17 protein-coding genes are annotated in these 17,542 nt (G+C 66.7%); 10 read left to right on the forward strand and 7 right to left on the reverse strand.

The features are described from left to right. Positions 1-8: 8 nt before the first annotated feature. The 5 genes from QTH97_RS09410 to QTH97_RS09430 all read right to left on the reverse strand — a co-directional run bounded on the left by QTH97_RS09410 (position 9) and on the right by QTH97_RS09430 (position 3,728). Positions 9-473, reverse strand: coding sequence for a nuclear transport factor 2 family protein (locus QTH97_RS09410; protein WP_286567857.1), 465 nt, complete (start codon positions 471-473; stop codon positions 9-11). A 144-nt stretch (positions 474-617) separates the two neighbouring features. Further along, positions 618-1,625, reverse strand: a complete 1,008-nt coding sequence (locus tag QTH97_RS09415; protein ID WP_286567858.1) for a hydroxyquinol 1,2-dioxygenase — start codon at positions 1,623-1,625, stop codon at positions 618-620. An 18-nt stretch (positions 1,626-1,643) separates the two neighbouring features. Further along, complete coding sequence (locus QTH97_RS09420; protein WP_286567859.1) at positions 1,644-2,153, reverse strand: cupin domain-containing protein; 510 nt, start codon at positions 2,151-2,153, stop codon at positions 1,644-1,646. Positions 2,154-2,330: 177 nt separating this feature from the next. Further along, on the reverse strand, positions 2,331-2,702 hold the full coding sequence (locus QTH97_RS09425; RefSeq protein WP_286567860.1) for a hypothetical protein: 372 nt from the start codon (positions 2,700-2,702) through the stop codon (positions 2,331-2,333). A gap of 75 nt (positions 2,703-2,777) precedes the next feature. Beyond that, complete coding sequence (locus QTH97_RS09430) at positions 2,778-3,728, reverse strand: LysR family transcriptional regulator (RefSeq protein ID WP_286567861.1); 951 nt, start codon at positions 3,726-3,728, stop codon at positions 2,778-2,780. A 61-nt stretch (positions 3,729-3,789) separates the two neighbouring features. Here QTH97_RS09430 and QTH97_RS09435 point away from each other — a divergent pair, with 61 nt between their 5' ends. After that, positions 3,790-4,224 carry a DUF1841 family protein gene (locus tag QTH97_RS09435; RefSeq protein WP_286567862.1) on the forward strand — a complete coding sequence of 145 codons (435 nt, stop codon included), beginning with the start codon at positions 3,790-3,792 and terminating at the stop codon, positions 4,222-4,224. Here QTH97_RS09435 and QTH97_RS09440 read toward each other — a convergent pair. Next, complete coding sequence (locus QTH97_RS09440) at positions 4,200-5,159, reverse strand: LysR substrate-binding domain-containing protein (protein WP_286567863.1); 960 nt, start codon at positions 5,157-5,159, stop codon at positions 4,200-4,202. The genes QTH97_RS09435 and QTH97_RS09440 overlap by 25 nt on opposite strands. A 102-nt stretch (positions 5,160-5,261) precedes the next feature. Between QTH97_RS09440 and pcaH the strand changes: the two genes are divergently transcribed. Then, on the forward strand, positions 5,262-5,993 hold the full coding sequence (gene pcaH, locus QTH97_RS09445) for a protocatechuate 3,4-dioxygenase subunit beta (RefSeq protein WP_286567864.1): 732 nt from the start codon (positions 5,262-5,264) through the stop codon (positions 5,991-5,993). Between the two features lie 14 nt (positions 5,994-6,007). Beyond that, complete coding sequence (gene pcaG / locus QTH97_RS09450) at positions 6,008-6,613, forward strand: protocatechuate 3,4-dioxygenase subunit alpha (RefSeq protein ID WP_444813408.1); 606 nt, start codon at positions 6,008-6,010, stop codon at positions 6,611-6,613. A gap of 72 nt (positions 6,614-6,685) precedes the next feature. Here the strand turns inward: pcaG and QTH97_RS09455 are convergent, their stop codons facing one another. Further along, positions 6,686-7,369 carry a c-type cytochrome gene (locus QTH97_RS09455; protein WP_286567865.1) on the reverse strand — a complete coding sequence of 228 codons (684 nt, stop codon included), beginning with the start codon at positions 7,367-7,369 and terminating at the stop codon, positions 6,686-6,688. Between the two features lie 150 nt (positions 7,370-7,519). Between QTH97_RS09455 and QTH97_RS09460 the strand changes: the two genes are divergently transcribed. The 7 genes from QTH97_RS09460 (at position 7,520) to QTH97_RS09490 (ending at position 17,523) form a co-directional block, all read left to right on the forward strand. Further along, positions 7,520-8,362, forward strand: coding sequence for an AAA family ATPase (locus tag QTH97_RS09460; RefSeq protein WP_286567866.1), 843 nt, complete (start codon positions 7,520-7,522; stop codon positions 8,360-8,362). Then, complete coding sequence (locus QTH97_RS09465; protein WP_286567867.1) at positions 8,359-8,604, forward strand: hypothetical protein; 246 nt, start codon at positions 8,359-8,361, stop codon at positions 8,602-8,604. The genes QTH97_RS09460 and QTH97_RS09465 overlap by 4 nt, the downstream gene beginning before the upstream one ends. 2 nt (positions 8,605-8,606) lie before the next feature. Beyond that, complete coding sequence (locus QTH97_RS09470) at positions 8,607-9,221, forward strand: GNAT family N-acetyltransferase (RefSeq protein ID WP_286567868.1); 615 nt, start codon at positions 8,607-8,609, stop codon at positions 9,219-9,221. 6 nt (positions 9,222-9,227) lie between these two features. Continuing rightward, entirely contained in the window at positions 9,228-10,415 is a 1,188-nt protein-coding gene (locus QTH97_RS09475) for a vWA domain-containing protein (protein ID WP_286567869.1), read from the forward strand. A 211-nt stretch (positions 10,416-10,626) separates the two neighbouring features. Continuing rightward, positions 10,627-11,496 (forward strand): 2OG-Fe(II) oxygenase, encoded by an 870-nt coding sequence (locus tag QTH97_RS09480; RefSeq protein WP_286567870.1) that lies wholly within the window; start codon positions 10,627-10,629, stop codon positions 11,494-11,496. 64 nt (positions 11,497-11,560) lie between these two features. Further along, positions 11,561-13,453: an autotransporter assembly complex protein TamA gene (locus QTH97_RS09485; protein WP_286567871.1), complete on the forward strand. Its 1,893-nt coding sequence runs from the start codon at positions 11,561-11,563 to the stop codon at positions 13,451-13,453. 5 nt (positions 13,454-13,458) lie between these two features. Beyond that, positions 13,459-17,523, forward strand: coding sequence for a translocation/assembly module TamB domain-containing protein (locus QTH97_RS09490; RefSeq protein WP_286567872.1), 4,065 nt, complete (start codon positions 13,459-13,461; stop codon positions 17,521-17,523). The last annotated feature ends 19 nt before the right edge of the window (positions 17,524-17,542 follow it).

The raw sequence follows: 17,542 nt of genomic DNA on the forward strand, positions 1-17,542 counted from the left end.
GTTCGATGTCAATGGGGGGCGATCCATGGGTAGCGGGCGGTGTCCTTGCCGGCATAGTCCGGGTCGAGGTAGATGAAGCAGCGCTGGATCAGCCAGTCGCGAACCTCGAACACATCGCACCATCGGCCGGCGCCCCATTCCGGAACGCCGGCGCGCCACGGTCCGTCCGCGTGCTCGCCGTAGCTCGTGCCTTCGCACGCGAAGAGGTCGGTGCCCGAGAAGATCCAGTTGAAGCCCGCGTAGTCGTGCCGGATGGACTTGCCCCGGCTGCCGACTTCGCCGAACAGCTTGCCGATCTGATCCTTGCCGTTGGCCAGGCCCCACTTGGGGAAGTACACCTGCGCGTCGTCCGCGAACAGGTCGAGGATCGAGCCGCCGGTGGACGTCACGCCGCCGTTGTCGTAGGCCTTGAGGTATTCGAGTGCCACCGACTTGCGTTGCTCGTCGGTCATGGATTGACGGGTGAGGGCCATGGTGTGTCTCCTTCTTCGCTGGGGCCGATACGGATGGGTCATCGACGGCACGACGCCGCGCCGGCGCGGAACCGGCCGCGACCTGCCCTGGATCTGTCTCCTTGCGATGAGCGCGGCGCAGATCGCCGCGCTCTGTGCGTAGTCCTAGAACTCGACCGGGATTTCAGGGCTCTCGCCCTTCTGGATCTCGTAGACCAGGCTCGGCGAGCCGTTCTCCCAGACCAGCAGCATCGAGCGCTTGGGGCTGTAGCCCTGATGGCGGCAGTAGGCGGGCATGGCGGCCATGTCGCCGGCTTTCATGATCACGCGCGCCATCGGCTTGCCGGTGTTCTTGTCGCCGCAGTCCCAGTGGATCTCGTCGGTCATCTGGAAGAACCACTCGACGCGGTCGTTGCCGTGGATGATCGGCAGGATGTGCTCTTCCGTCGTCGGGCACATGTAGCTGTGCTTGACGACCGAGGTGAAGCTCGGGTTCCACGTGACCTGCGAGCGGCTCAGGAAGCCGAAGAGATTGAAGGCATGCACCTCGTTCTCGAATCCCGGCTCGGGGTGCAGCTCCGGCTGGCCCTGCGGCACATCGGCGAAGGCGCGGTTGACGGGTGCGCCCCGCTCGTCGCTTCGCAGGTCCAGGTCGCCCTTCAGGCCGACGCAGCGCTTGGCGAGTTCACGCGCCCGGGTGATCTTGGCCGTGTTGTTGCCGCTCTTGCGGCCGTAGGGCGAGCCGGTTTCCTGCGGTGCCGAGAAGGGGTCGAAGCTCTCGTTGGTCCAGTCGTCGAGCATGGCCTCGAAGGTGGCGCGGATCTGCGCGGTCGGGAAGTTCTCGAGCAGGTCGATGCCGGCTTCCTTCATCGTGCCGTTGAAGCTTCCCGCATAGAGGTCGACCGACTGGTAGTGGTTGACCGTGCCGACCACGTCGTCGAAGTTGACCCATCCATAGAAGAAGCCCCAGGCCACGTCGCGCATCAGCGCGCGCAGGTAGTTGCCGATGTCCATCGTGTGGCTCATCGGGCGGCCGTCGCGGGTCTTCCAGGTGATGTGGGCGAAATACTCGTCGCGGCGGAAGCCGAAGCTGCCGAGCGAGAAGTCCTTGTAGCCGAGCGTGGCGTCGGGCTGCGACGCGATGACCTTGGCGAGTTCAGCGGGTGCGTTCATCGTGATGCTCCTCGTGGCTCAGTGCGTCTGGCAGATGTCTGCCCATTTCTCGACGGAGAGATCGCCCTTGCATGTCTGCAGGACGATCACGCCGGGGGCGCCGGCGGTACGGAATTGATAGGCGGTGTTCTTCGGCAGCAGGCCTTGGTGGCCACGCGTGAGCTTCATCCAGCCCATCTTCGAGCCCTTGGGTTCGCCCTTCACGAGCACGGCGCCGTTCTTCTCTTCGTCAGAGACAGTCTGGCCGGCGTCGAGCTTGACGAGGTGCACCTCGACCTCGCCGTCCATCACCAGAGCGAACTCGTCGTGGGCGCTGGTGTACCAGGGCGATGTGCCTTCGGCGCGAAGCGTCTCCAGCACGTAGATCTGGTTCTGGCCGAACACGACCTTCTCGTAAGGCTTGCTCTTGCTCGCAATGTCGAAACAGTTCGAGAACGCGTAGTGGCGCACGTCATCGGCAATGGGCTCGACATGGCCCTTCTCGTAGTGCTTCAGGGACCCGAAACGGGTCTGGTAAGCGGCAGTCATGGTGTGTCTCCTCGGGGTGCCAAACAATGCAGCGTCGTGCTGCGGTGAGTGGACTGTAGGAAACCGGGTGCGCCTTCGGTAGGCATCGAAACCGGGCCGCATTGTTCGCGGAATCCGGTCAATCGACAGGGTTTACCCGGTGTCTTCCGAGGGCCGGCGCCGCCGATCCGGCCCCACTCAATGCCCGCCGGGGAACACCATCGCCGCCAGGGACACCGAAACCAGCATCCCGCACACGGAACCGATGAACCAGCGCACGGTGATGCCGTAGGTGGCCTCGTCGTCGTCCGCGACGAGCAGCGCGCGGTAGAGCGTGTAGATTTCAGCGACGATCGGAATCAGCAGCGCAACGAGCGCGATCACCGAGCGCGAGGTCCACTCGCCGGGCGCCTCGAAGGCCCAGTACCGCACGAAGGAAAGCGAGAAGCCGATGATCACCGTGATGGCGGTGATCATGCCCTCGCGATAGCCCGGCGGCAGCGGCGAGCGCGAACGGGCCGCCTGTGACGGGATGCCGGCGCTTTCAGGCGATGGCTGTGAATCGCTCATGGGACGGGAGCGCCGATCGCCCGGCGCAGGGGGATGGGATGAGCGCGATGGTAGCGCTGTACGCCTGCGGTGCGTTCATGCGTCCGCGATCAGCGCTTCCGGCAGAAGCCCCCGATCGATCATGGCCGCATCCCATGGCGGCACGCGTGTGAACGCCGCGGTCAGGTGCTCGATGAAGAGCCTGAGCTTGAACGCGTTGCGCGAGGTGCCCGCGTAGACCGCACTCAACGAGAACGACGAGAGTTGGTGCTCCGGCAGCACCACCTGCAGGTCGCCGCGCAGGATCGAATCGCCAGCGACCAGCGTCGGCAGGCAGACCACCCCAGCGTGCTCCATCGCGTATTCGCGTAGCAAATGCACGCTGTTGGTCAGCAGGGCGGCGCTCATGTACATCGTCACCTGCTCGCCCGCGTGATGAAAGGTCCATCGGTCGCGGGTCGGGTAGCCCGAATAGAGACCGAGCGTGTGCTTGTGCAGGTCGCGCGGACTTTCCGGCGTGCCGTGCGTGCGCAGGTATTCGGGCGTGGCGCAGAACACGCGGCGCACGGGGAAGAGCGAGCGCGAGACCAGTTCGGTCGACGCCGCCGGGAAGATCTGCAGCGCACAGTCGACGCCGGCCTTGACCGGGTCCACCACCGCATCGCTCACGATCAGTTCGAGGTGGATGTCCGGGAAGTTCACCTGGAAGGCGCGCAGCAACGTCGCGAAGTGGCCGAGCACGAAGCCGGTCAATGCATGGATGCGCAAGGTGCCCGTGGGCCCGGCCCGCGCGTCGCGCATCTGGTCCATGATGTCGTTGGCCCGCCCGACGAGTTCGGTGCAATCGCGCAGGAAAGCCTGCCCCACGTCGCTGAGCCGCACGACGCGCGTGCTGCGATGAAAGAGCGGTGCGCCGACGTGGTCTTCGAGTTGCTTCACGCGGCTGGTGACCACCGACTTCGCCACGCGCATCTGCCGCGCGGCCTCCGCGAAGCTCTGGGTCTGCGCGACGCGAACGAATGTCTCTATGTTTTCGAGGCGGTCCATGGCTTGGCAATGTACGGCGGGCTGCCCAAACCGCTCTGAGGGTCGGTGCTAACCTCGGTGGATGTTCAATCCCTCCCAAGAGGAAGTGCGTCGTTTCTTCTGCGACGTCTTCGCCAAGAGCCGCCGCGGCGAGCCGATGGAAGCGCTCGAAGTCATCGCCAGCCGCTGGATCGACGAGCACCCCGAATACCACGCAGACCTCTCGGACGCCGACGCGGCGGTGACGCGCGTCTACGACGGCAAGGACGGGCGCGAGAACCCCTTCCTGCACCTGTCGATGCATCTGTCGATCAGCGAGCAATGCTCCATCGACCAGCCGCGCGGCATCCGTCAGGCGGTCGAGCTGCTGGCCGCGCGGCGCGACTCGCTGCTCGATGCGCACCACGAGGCGATGGAATGCCTCGGCCAGATGATGTGGGAAAGCCAGCGCGCAGGCCGCCCACCCGATGGCGAGGCCTACGTGGCCTGCGTTCAGCGCCGCGCCACGCGCGACTGATCCGCGCCGGCTTCGCGCAGCAGGGCGATCAGCGTCTGCCGCGCGGGCGAGGGCTCCGCATCGCTGCGCATCAGCAGGCCCACGGGCTCCTCGGTGCCCGCCGTGTCGATCGCGAGCCGCACCAGATGGCCCGACGCGAGGTCGTCCCACGCGGCGCCGATCGGCGTGAACCAGACGGCATCGGAGCGGACCAGCAGCGCGCGGGCGACCGACAGGTCCAGCGTCTGCGTGACGTGCGCGGGCAGCCGCAGCCCCAGGCCGGAGAGAAAGCTCTCGGTGTGATGGCGCGGGATCGTGCCTTCGCCGTAGACCACGAGCGGATGGCTCAGCACGTCCTGCACCGACGGCGAGCCGCTGGCCAGCGGATGGCCGGGGCGGGCGACGATCGCGAGCGGCTCCGTGTAGAGCAGCTCGAAAGTCAGCCCGGTCATCAACTGCGGATCGCTCATGCGGCCTGCCACGAGGTCCAGGTCGCCGGCGCGCAAGGCATCGAGCAGGGGCGCATTGGCGCCTGTCTGCACCAGCACCTGGAGCGTCGGGAGCCGCTCGCGCAAAGCGGCCAGGGCTGGCGGCAGCAAAGACGGGGCAACGCTGGGAAGCGCGCCGATGCGAAGTCGCTGCGGCCGCGTGCCCGATGCAGGCATCACTGCTTCCGCGCTGGCATCCACCGCCTCCAGCACGCGCAACGCATGCGCCAGCAGATGCTCGCCCGCCGCGGTGAAGCCCTGGATGCCGCGCCGCCCGGCGGTGCCGCGCTCCACCAGTCGCGCACCCGCCAGTTCCTCCAATTCGGCCAGGGTCTTTGAAATGGCCGGCTGGCTCAATGCCAGTCGCTCGGCGGCGCGAGCCAGATGGCGCTCCTGCGCGACCGCCACGAGGCAGCGCAAATGCCGCAACTGGACGCTGCGAACGAAGGCTTCGGAGCTGGACGCCATTGAATTACTACTGGTTATGAAAAATCGTCGATCCGTCAATTTACATCAGCATTTCGCATGAATACAGTTCCGGACACCTTCACGATTCCGGAGACAAGTCGAATGCCTTCTTCCACCCCCAAGCCCGGCGCGCTGCCCAAGTTGTCGCCGCGCGACTGGCCCAGCCATCCTTCGTACCTCTATTCGGGCTACCGTTCGACGGCCAAGCGCGGTCCGACGCAGGCGCTGATCCCGCTCAAGGCTTCGCTGGGCGAACTGCGCCAGCCGGTCTACGGCCACAGCAGCATCGGCGAACTGGACCACGACCTCACGCGCAACGCGCGCCGCAATGGCGAGCCGCTCGGCGAACGCATGATCCTGACCGGACAGGTGCTCGACGAGCGCCGCCGCCCCGTGCGCAACACGCTGGTCGAGATCTGGCAGGCCAACTCGGCGGGCCGCTATGTGCACAAGGTCGACCAGCACGACGCGCCGCTCGACCCCAACTTCCTGGGCGCCGGCCGCTGCCTGACCGACAACGAAGGCCGCTACCGCTTCCTGACCATCAAGCCGGGCGCCTACCCATGGGGCAACCACCCCAACGCCTGGCGGCCGCAACACATCCATCTCTCGCTGTTCGGCGAGCACTTCGGCAGCCGTCTGGTGACGCAGATGTACTTCCCGGGCGACCCGCTCCTGCAGTACGACCCGATGGTCACCGGCACCCCCGAGAAGACGCGCAACCGCCTGATCTCCGACTTCAGCATGGACGTGACGGAAGACGGCTACGCGCTCGGCTACGTGTTCGACATCGTGCTGCGCGGCGCCGACGAGACGCCTTTCGAAAACCGCTGAGGAGACACCGAATCATGATGAGCGCACTCGAAACCAACTTCGGCCAGACCCCTTCGCAGACGGTCGGTCCCTACTTCGCCTACGGCCTCACCGCCGCGCAGTACGGCTATGACTTCGACCAGCCATTCGACGCCATCGTCGCGCTCGACGGCGCACGCGGCGAGCGCATCCGGCTCGAAGGTCGCGTGATCGACGGCGACGGCAATGCGATCAACGACGCGCTGGTCGAGATCAGCCAGCCCGACGGCACCGGCGAGTACCCGCAATCGGTGGACGATGCACGCGAGATCGGCTTTCGCGCCTTCGGCCGGGTGGGCACGGGCACGGATGCACAGAACCGCTTCGTGTTCCACACCGTGAAGCCAGGCGCCGAGACGCCCGGCGAAGCGCCGCACATCAACGTGATCGTGCTGATGCGCGGTCTGTTGCTGCATACCTTCACGCGCGTCTATTTCAGCGACGAGGCCGAGGCCAATGCCAAGGACGCCGTGCTGAACAGCGTGCCCGCGGAACGCCGCGACACCTTGATCGCGAAGCGCAGCGAATCCGACGGTGCGGTGACCTACCGCTTCGACATCCACATGCAAGGACCCGCCGAGACGGTGTTCTTCGACGTCTGACCACGCCCGAGGCAGCACGCCAGAAACGACAAAGCCCGCTGCAAGCGGGCTTTGTCGTTGGTGAGGGCCTTGTTACTTGGGATCGTGGATCAGCGATTCGGGAACCGTCTTCAGTTCGCCCGGCAGCGAGCTGATGTAGCTGGCGAGTTCCTTGATTTCGGGGTTGGTGTACTTCTTGGCCTGCCCGCTCATCACGCCATTGGAGCGGCCGAGCTGGTGCTGGTTCTGCACCTTGTACGACTTGAGCGCGACGTAGAGGTAGTCGGCATGCTGGCCCGCGAGCTTCGGCACCGTGCCGTCGTTCGGCGTGTTGAAGTTGGCGCCGTGGCACTTGGTGCAGGCGTTGTCCTTGTCGCGCGCGATCAGGGCCTGGACTTTTTCGCTCGGATGGCTGGCGACGGTGAGCGGCGGGGCGCCGCCTTCCTTCACGCCGAGCTGGCTGTAGTAGGCGGCGAGGTCGGCGATGTCCTGTTCGCTCAGCGTGTCGGCGATGGCGCGCATCGTCGGGTGCTTGCGGTCGCCGCCCTTGTACTGCGTGAGTGCCGAGGAGATGTACGTCGCACTCTGGCCCGCGATCATCGGGACCTTGTGGATCTCGGGAAAGCTGGCCTGGTAGCCGATGATGCCGTGGCAACCCACGCACATCGCCGTCTTCTTCGCTCCAGCTTCAGCATTGCCCGTGATCTTCTGGGCCTGGGCCGAGACCGTCACGCAAGCGACAGCAAGGGCAAACATCGTGGTCAACAACTTGTTCATTTTGCGCGCACAATCTCGTGGAGAAACAGGTTTCAAATCAACATTTGATTATATGGGGGCTCCCCGCGGCCCCCGTGGGCGCGGTGGTCGGAACGCTCGGCAACGCTGATCAATGTTGTGTTCTTTCAACCACCCTGCACACCGTCATCCATGAAATTCAAGGGTTCAGACAACTACGTCGCCACACAGGATCTGATGCTCGCGGTCAACGCCGCCATCACGCTCAAACGACCGCTGCTCGTCAAGGGCGAGCCAGGCACCGGCAAGACGATGCTGGCGGAAGAAGTGGCCCAGGCGCTCGACCTGCCGCTGCTCCAGTGGCACATCAAGTCGACGACCAAGGCCCAGCAGGGCCTCTATGAATATGACGCGGTGAGCCGCCTGCGCGATTCGCAACTGGGCGATGAGCGCGTGAAGGACATCCACAACTACATCGTCAAGGGCGTGCTGTGGCAGGCCTTCACCTCGGACGAACCGGTGGCGCTGCTCATCGACGAGATCGACAAGGCCGACATCGAGTTCCCGAACGATCTCTTGCGCGAGATCGACCGCATGGAGTTCTACTGCTACGAGACGCGCGAGCTGATCCGCGCCAAGCATCGGCCGGTGGTGTTCATCACCTCCAACAACGAGAAGGAACTGCCTGATGCCTTCCTGCGCCGCTGCTTCTTCCACTACATCAAGTTCCCCGATGCGGACACCATGAAGAGCATCGTGGGGGTGCACTTCCCCGGCCTGAAGCAGGAACTGCTGACGTCGGCGATGAAGACCTTCTACGACGTGCGCAACCTGCCCGGCCTGAAGAAGAAGCCATCGACCTCCGAACTGCTCGACTGGCTCAAGCTGCTGGTCGCCGAGGACATTCCCCTGGAGGCGCTGCAGAGCAAGGACGACAAGGTCGCGGTGCCGCCGCTGGTGGGTGCCCTGCTCAAGAACGAGCAGGACGTGACCTTGTTCGAAAAGCTCGTCTTCATGCAACGCAACAACCGATGAGCGAAGGCCGCCATCCCCCCCGCCAGTTGCTGCTGCTTGGCGTGGCACAGGCGGTGCTGTTCGTCGCCGGCGCGTTGCTGGGCCGCTGGCTCGGCCTCGCCCTGGGCTTCGACGCTTTCGGGCCCGGCGGCTACAGCAACGGTGCCATCGCCGGCATCCTGCTGATCGGCCTGGGTGGCGGTGGCGGCGTGCAGTTCGCACGCGCCTGGTACACACGCAAATACGGTTCTCCGAGGAGTTGAGGATGGCATTCGTCGAGCCTGTCACGCTCAGGTCGCGCGGCATCTCGCTGGTTCCGCTGACGCTGGATCATGAGGAAGGGCTGCGCGAAGCCGCGGCCGATGGCGAGTTGTGGAACATCCGCGTGACCTCCGTGCCCGAGCCGCAGCAGACGCGCGGCTACATCGAGAGCGCGCTGCAGATGCGCGAGGCCGGCAACCGCTTCGCCTTCGCAGTGACCGACGAGGCCAGCGGCGAGGTGCTCGGCACCACGAGCTTCCACGACATCCTGCCCCCGGTGAAGCGGGTCGAGATCGGCTACACGTGGTACGCCCGGCGTTGCCAGCGCACGCACGTCAACACCACCTGCAAGCTGCTGATGCTCACGCACGCCTTCGATACGCTGGACTGCCACGTGGTGGGCTGGCGCACCGACAACTTCAACCATGCCTCGCAGCGCGCCATCGAACGGCTCGGCGCCCGGAAGGACGGCGTGATCCGCGGCCATGCGCTGCGCCGCGACGGCACCATCCGCGACACCGTGATGTACAGCCTGCGCTCGGGCGAGTGGCCCGAGGTGCGCGCCCAGTTGCTCTACCTGCTGGACAAGCCCCGCACGAACCCTTCGCCCCGGGAGTGATTCGCCATGCTGATCGACTTCTTCTACACCCTGCGTTCCGCGAAGCTGCCGGTATCGGTCAAGGAATACCTGACCCTGCTCGAAGCCTTGCAGGCCGATGTCGTCGGCCCCAATTCCGATGGCGCCTTCAGCCTCGACGACTTCTATTACCTGTCGCGCACCGCGCTGGTGAAGGACGAGAAGCACTACGACAAGTTCGACCGTGCCTTTGCCGCCTACTTCAAGGGCGTCGAGATGCTGGCCGACTTCACCAAGGAAGTGCCGCTCGACTGGCTGCGCAAGACACTGGAGCGCGAGTTCACGGCCGAGGAAAAGGCCAAGATCGAGAAGATGGGCTGGGACGAGCTCATGGAAACGCTCAAGAAGCGCTTCGAGGAGCAGAAGGAGCGGCACGAGGGCGGCAACAAGTGGATCGGCACGGGCGGCACCTCGCCCTTCGGTCATGGCGGTTACAACCCGCAGGGCGTGCGCATCGGCGGCGCCGGCAAGAACAAGAGCGCGGTCAAGGTCTGGGACCAGCGGGCCTACAAGGACTACGACGACAGCCAGGAACTCGGCACCCGCAACATCAAGATCGCGCTACGGCGTCTGCGCAAGTTCGCGCGCGAGGGGCACGAGGAGGAGTTGGATCTCGATGACACCATCCGCTCGACCGCGGCCAACGCCGGCTACCTCGACATCAAGATGGTGCCGGAGCGCCACAACAACGTGAAGGTACTGCTGCTGATGGACGTCGGCGGCACGATGGACGAACACATCCAGCGCGTCGAGGAACTGTTCTCGGCCGTCAAGACCGAGTTCAAGCACCTGGAGTTCTATTACTTCCACAACTGCGTCTACGACTTCATGTGGAAGAACAACCGCCGCCGCTACTCCGAGAAGTTCGCGACCTGGGACATCATTCGCAAGTACAACAAGGATTACAAGCTGATCTTCGTGGGCGACGCGACGATGAGCCCCTACGAGATCCTGCAGCCGGGCGGCAGTGTCGAATACAACAACGAGGAGGCCGGCGCCGAGTGGATCCAGCGCCTCACGCACGCCTTCCCGAAATTCGCCTGGATCAACCCCGAGCCCCAGGGTGTCTGGCAATACCGCCAGAGCATCGCGGTGATGCAACAACTCGTATCGCACCGCATGTATCCGCTCACTCTCCGCGGACTGGAAGACGCGATGCGGCTGCTCTCCAAATAGCGCAGTCGGGTAGCGTCTCCTCCTACATCGGGGGGAGCAAACGGCTTACAAATCGAAGTAAAGGACAAAAGTTTGTCACACGGCGCGCTTTTGCCATTACATTTAACACTTAAGGATTCATAAAAAGTACGTTCACCTGAATCCCAGAGGAGGTGTTGCCGTGTCTGCCCTACTGTCCTTTGCGATAGAGCCCCCGGTTCATGAACAACCCGTGCCTGCAGATTCCAGCCCGACGCCTTCTTTCAGAACCCCGCCCGACTTCCTGAGCATCCGCGGCGTGCGCCTGCCCGTCGACGAACTGGTCGACAGGAGGCTCTTTGCTCCCGAATTCCGCCAGCGCCTGAGACACCAGCTTCTCGACGCCAAGCCATTTCCGCATCTGGTGCTCGAAGGGATCTTTCATCCGGCGCTGCTGGAACTGGTCGCCGAGGAATTCGACATGGTTCCCGCCTCCGGCTGGGCGGACATCAAGAGCAAGTACGAATCCACGCGGCGCTCGGTCCTCGGTGTGCCGCTGGGCTCGGCCATGCAGCTCTACTTCAACATCGTCAATTCGGGCTGGTTCACCGATTGGCTCTCCTGCGTCACCGATGTGCCCTACCTCCTGCCGGACCCCAAGCTCTTCGGTGGCGGGTTGCACGAGAGCCGCAACGGCGCGACCTTTGCGGTGCACCGCGACTTCAACCGCCACCGCCACCTGGGGCTGAAGAACGAAATGGTGTTCATCACCTACCTGAACAAGGGATGGGATCCGGAATGGGGTTCGGCGCTGGAGCTGTGGGACAAGAAGGTCAATCACTGCGTGACCAGCATCCAGCCCGAGTTCGGCCGGACCGTCCTGATGCCGCACGGCCCCGCGAGCTACCACGGACACACCAAGCCCCTGCAGACGCCCGACGGCCGCCCCCGCCGTTCGGTGGCTGCGTACTACTACACCAGCCCGCTCGCCGGAAAACAGCATGGCGACGAGTCGGCATCGATGTTCATGCGCCCGGCGCGGGTCGACCAGGTCAAGACCTTTGCCCGCATGATCGTGCCGCCGGTGATCTGGGCGCTGGGCCGAAGGCTCACCGGGCGCTGAACGCATCGGGGCCGCCCGGGAGGCCGGGGGGAGGAAGCGGAAGCGGGTCTGTCAAAATGCCCGCATGCTTGGGTTGGTCCCTCTACTCACGCCGGCTTGGATGCCGGCGTTGTTATTTGCAGGCATCCTTCTTTTGCAGGGTTGCAGCCTGCTGCCCTCGAAGGAAGCGGCCGAGACGGACACGGCCGCGAGCCCGGTGGCCGGGGGAACCCGCGAGTCCAAGGGCGGCGACGCGTTCACCGTCGACGTGCAGGCCCCCGAGTCGGTGCGCGACTACCTCGTGCACAACCTCGAAATCCAGCGCTACCGCCAACTCGACGACCTCGGCGCCATCGAGCTGTCGCGGCTCATGGTCGCCGCCGAGGCCAACGCACGCGAATTACTCAACACCGTTGGCTACTTCACGCCCACCCTCACGCTCGAAATGATCGAAACGCCGGGTGGAAAAGCGCCGCGCGAAGTGAAGATCACGGTCGTGCCCGGCGAACTCACGCGTGTGAGCAACGTGCAGATCGACTTCAGCGGACCCATCGCGGAGGACAAGGCGGCCGAGCCTCGGCGCGATGCGATCCGCGTCGAATGGCCGATGCGCGCCGGACAGCCTTTCAACCAGCAGGCCTGGGACAATGCCAAGGCCGCCGCCCTGCGCAACCTGACGGCGAGGCGATACGCCACCGGCAGCATTCTCACGAGCCGCGCCGAGATCGATGCCGATCGCAGCGAGGCAAGGCTGGGCGTCACCCTGGATTCCGGCCCGGCCTACCGCTTCGGTCCGGTCATGGTGCAAGGCAACGAGCGCTTCGACGCGGACAGCGTGCGCCGGCTCGCACGCGTTCCCTCCGGCGCCGACTACGACCGGCAGCAGTTGCTCGATGCGCAGCAGCGCCTGGCGGGCAGCGGCTACTTCGAGTCGGTGTTCCTCACGCTCGACACCAACGGCACCGACCCGCTCCTGGCACCCGTGATCGCGCAAGTGCGGGAGGCACCGCTGCAGAAGATCGTGGGCGGCGTGGGCTTCACGACCGACAGCGGCCTACGGCTTTCGCTGGACCACATCCACAACAGCATGCCGGTCCTGGGCTGGCGCGCGGTGTCCGGCCTCTACCTCGACCGGGACAAGCAGACGATCGGCACCGAATGGGCGGCCATCCCCGACGACAACGGCTGGCGCTCGTTCGGATCGGCGCAGCTCAAGAGCGAGGTCTCGGGCAGCTACACGGTCGACAGCGGACGCCTGCGCGGCGGCCGCAGCCAGGCCAGCGACCATATCGACCGCAGTTATTTCCTGCAGTACGACTACGCCCAGAACCACGGGTTCGATCCGCCGCCCTCGGCCTCGGCGCTGAGCATCAACTGGGGCTGGACCGGGCGCTACTTCGACAATGCCGCCGCACCGACCCGCGGCCAGGGCGTTTCGCTGGAGCTGGGCGCGGGCTACACGCTGACGGGCGAACGCGCTCCCTTCACACGCACCTATCTGCGCTGGGTCGGGTTCGTTCCCTTCGGCATGGTCGAAAACGCCGATCGCTCGCAGGCGCGCAGCGGTCGAATCCAGTTGCGCGGCGAACTCGGCGCGGTGGTCGCCAGCGACACCGCGCAGATTCCCGCCACCTTGGATTTCCTCACGGGCGGCGACACCACGGTCCGGGGCTACGCCTATCGCTCGATCGGCGACGTGAGGCCCGATCGGACCGTCGTCGCCGGGCGCTATCTCGGCGTCGCCAGCATCGAATGGCAGCGCCCCATCGTCTACGACGGAAAACTGACCGACTGGGAGAGTGCCGTCTTCATCGACGCCGGCGCGGTGGCTGACCATCCAAACGAAATGGAGACCAAGGTGGGCGTGGGCGTCGGTGCGCGCTGGCGCAGTCCGATCGGGCCGGTCCAGATCGATGTGGCCTATGGCATTGACGTCCAGAGGTTCAGGCTGCACCTGCGCCTGGGCTTCACCTTCTGATCCCCATGGCGACGGAAGCTTCCACCGAGCCGACTCCCGCTGCGCCGCCGGTTCGCCGCTCGTTCGGCCGCCGCGCATTGCGGGCCTTCGCGTGGGGCGTGACGGGACTGGTGATCCTGGTGCTCGCGCTCGCGGCGGGCGCGTGGTGGTGGCTGGGTACGAACGAATCGCTGGCATTTGCCCTCGCGCGCACCGCGCGCTATCTGCCCGCCAGCCAGACGCTGGAGAGCCGCGACGTCTCCGGCTCGCTGCGCGCGGGCGGACGCATCGGCTGGCTGCGATGGCAGAGCGAGAGCCTCGCGGTCGAGGTGACCGACGTCCGCATCGGCTGGCAACTCGCGCCATTGCTGCGGCGCAGGGTCGTACTCGGCGAGGTGCACGCAGGCCAGGTGCTGATCGAGCAACGCGGCGAGCACGAGGACAAGCCGGTCGAGCCGCTGGAGCAGATCGTGCTGCCGGTGGAGATCGAAGTCCCGTTCCGCATCGACGACCTGCGGTGGGCCGGTCCACCGGCCTTGCAGGCGACGATGCTCGCCGGCAGCTACCGCTATGCCGACTCGCACCACCTGCTCGACATCGAGGGCGTGGACATCGCCGACGGCCACTACGGCGCGAAGCTCAAGCTGCAGGGCCCGGCGCCGATGGCGATCGACGCGTCCATGAACGGCCGCGTGCGCGCGACGCTCGCCACGGACCGCAACATCGACGTGCTGGCCGAAGCCAGCGTGAAAGGCAACCTGGCGGGCGCCGATGCGCGCATTGCCGTGGCTGCGCACCTGCAGCCCGTCGAGCAAAGCGCAGAACCGCCGATGCGCGCGCAAGTGCAGGCGAACATCGCGCCATGGCAAGCGCAGCCCGTGATCGACGCCAAGGCCGAACTCGAGAACGTCGACCTCGCCCGCCTCTGGCCCGAAGCGCCGGCCACGCAGCTCACCGGCGAGATCGAAGCCGGCCCCGACACCACGGTCGGCGCACTGGGCTGGAAGGCAAGCGCCGACATCCGCAACGCGCTGCCCGGCCCGTGGGACACCGGAAAGCTGCCGGTCGAGCAGGTCGAGGCGCGCGCTACTTTCGACGGCACGAACTGGACGCTGCCCGGGGCCACCGTCCATCTGGGCGGCGGACGCATCGAGGCCGAAGGCAACTGGAGCCCGGCGCCCGCCCCCTGGCAAGCGCGCGCCACCGTGCGCCGCGTGCAGCTCGGCGCGCTGCACACGCAGCTCGCCGGCGCACCGGTGACCGGCACCGTGAAGGCAGACCAGCAAGGCGAGGCACTGCGCTTCGATGTCGCTCTGCGGGCGGAGGGCGGCGCCGGCAGCCGGGAGTCGCACGGACTCCGGCTGGAACGCGCCCAGGCGCAGGGCCAGTGGAAAGACAAGGTGCTCGACCTGCGCACCCTGCGCATCGAGGCGCAGCGCGCCAGCCTCGACGGACGGCTGCAGGTGCTTGTCGACGAACAGGCCGGCAACGGCAACCTGAACCTCGTCGTGCCGGGCGGCACGGTGCAGGTCCAGGGACGGATCGCGCCCGCCACCGGCAACGGGCAGATCCGGGCCCAGGTCGACGACGCCGGCGCGATGCAGGCGTGGATCGAAGCCCTGCCCGAGTTGGGCAACCCGTTCGGTGGCGCGACCGTGCAGGGCAACGCGCGGCTCGACGCCACCTGGCAAGGCGGATGGCAGGCCGTCCAGCGCCGCATCCAGAACGCGAACGAACCACCCGCGCGAGGCGCCGCCGAGCCGACGCTCCAGGCGACATTGACCGTGCCCAAGCTGGACCTGCGGCTTCCGCCCGCCACCGCCGCCGAGAGTGCCACCGCCATTGCCTTCAACGGCGTGCGCGCGGAGTTGTCGGGCAGCCTGGGGCAGGCCACCCTGGCGCTGAAGGGCGAGGCGACGAGCGGCACGCGGAAGGTCACCCTCGACACGCGCGGCAGCGGCGGCATCGAACGCGAGAACCAGTGGCGCGCCGCGCTCGCCAGCCTCCACCTTCAGGCGCACGACAGCACGCGCCCCGGCCCCTGGACCGTGGAACTGAGCCGCGCCGTCAGTGCCAAGATCCGCAACATCCCCGGCGCCAGTCCACGGCTCGAGGTCGAAGCCTCCGCTGCGGCCGCCACGCTGCGCGGTCCACTGCCCGGCACGGTCCAGGTCGACTGGGAGCCGCTGCGCTTCGGCCGCAGCGGCGCGGAGCCCAACCCCGCATACCGCGTCCAGTCGAAGGGCCGGATGCAAGGCTTGCCCATGGCGTGGGCCGAAGCCTTCGGTGAAGGCAACGCGCTCGCCCAGGTCGGCTTCAGCGGCGACCTGGTGTTCGACGGCGACTGGGACATCGACGCCGGCGACACCCTGCGCGCCGGCGCCCGCCTCACGCGCAAGAGCGGCGACCTCCGCGTGCAGGCCGGCGAAGCCGCGCTGGTCACGCGCATCACCAGCCACGGCACCGGCACGGCCAGCGAACGCACCATGGACGCGGCCGGCCCCGGCGCCAGCACCCCTGCCGGCTTGCGCCTGGCCGAACTGAAGGTCGATGCCGAAGGCGACACGGTGCGCGCCAATCTCGCCTGGGACAGCGACCGCGCCGGCGAAATCCGCATCGACGCCAGCACGCGCGTGCAGCAACGCCAGGGCGGCTGGCAATGGGCGTCCGATGCGCCGCTGGCCGGCCACGTCGTGGCCCGCATGCCCAACCTGGGCGTCTGGTCGATGCTCGCGCCGCCCGGCTGGCGAATCGCCGGCACGCTGCAGACCGATGCCACGCTGTCAGGCAGCCGCACCGAGCCGCGCTGGAGCGGCACGCTGAACGCCGACCAGCTCGCCGTGCGCGCGCTGGTCGAGGGCCTGGACCTCCGCGACGGGCGCCTGCGGGCCAAGCTCGAAGGCAACCGTGTCGAGATCAGCGAATTCACCCTCAAGGGCGGCGCCGGCAGCCAGACCCGCATCCCGGGCCAGAGCGGCAATCTGAGCACCGCCGCCAGCGAGGCGTCGAGGGACGGCGGCACGGTCTCCGCACGCGGGGATCTCTCCTGGGGTTCGGCCCCAGCCCCCGGCGCCGGCACCGGAATCCGCATGTCCGTGCAGGCCCAGCTTCGCGCGCTGCGCGTGCTCGTGCGCGCCGACCGCCAGGTCACGCTTTCGGGCGACGTACAGGCACGGCTCGAAAGCGGCCAGTTCACCGTGCGCGGCGACCTCCGAACCGATCGCGCCGTCATCATCCTGCCCGAGCAGACCGCCCCCAGCCTTGGCAGCGACGTGGTGGTGCGCTCGGCCGCCATCGACCGCGAGGCCGCCGAGGAAGCAGAGCGCAGCGCAGCGGCCAATCAGGCGGAAGTGGCGAAGGCCCAGACCGCGAAACCGCCGGACATCGCAGTGAATTTCGACCTCGGCAACGACTTCGCCGTGCAGGGTCGCGGCGTCATCACGCGGCTCGAAGGCAAGCTCGACATCCGAAGCACCGCGCTGAATGCGCCGCCCCGACTCACCGGCGAGGTTCGCACTGTCAGCGGCCAGTACCGCGCCTACGGGCAGCAGCTCACCATCGAGACCGGCATCGCCCGCTTCAACGGCCCCTTCGACAACCCGCAGCTCGACATCCTGGCGATCCGCCCCAACATCAGCCAGCGGGCCGGCGTCGCGATCACCGGCACCGCGCAATCGCCGCGCGTGCGGCTGTACTCGTCGCCGCAGCTCTCCGACCAGGAAACGCTCTCATGGCTCATGCTCGGCCGCGCATCGGCCACCAGTGGCGGCGAATCGATCATCCTGCAACAGGCCGCGCTGGCGCTGCTCGGCGGCCTGGGCAGCGGCGGCACCGGCGGCGGGCTGGCGAGCCGCTTCGGACTCGACGAAATCGGTTTCAGGGGACCGGGTGGCAGCGGCGAAGTGCGCGACTCGGCCGTCACCGTCGGCAAGCGCCTCGCGAGAGACTTCTACATCACCTACGAGCGCAGCCTGGCCGGCACCTTGGGCACGCTGTTCATCTTCTACGACCTGACCCGCCGCCTCACCTTGCGCGCCCAGGCCGGCCAGCCCAGCGGCGTCGACCTCATCTACACGATGCACTTCAACTGAACTGGTAAAGTTGCGGCCG

This window comes from Variovorax gracilis, assembly GCF_030317115.1.
Classification (GTDB): Bacteria; Pseudomonadota; Gammaproteobacteria; order Burkholderiales; family Burkholderiaceae_C; genus Variovorax; species Variovorax gracilis.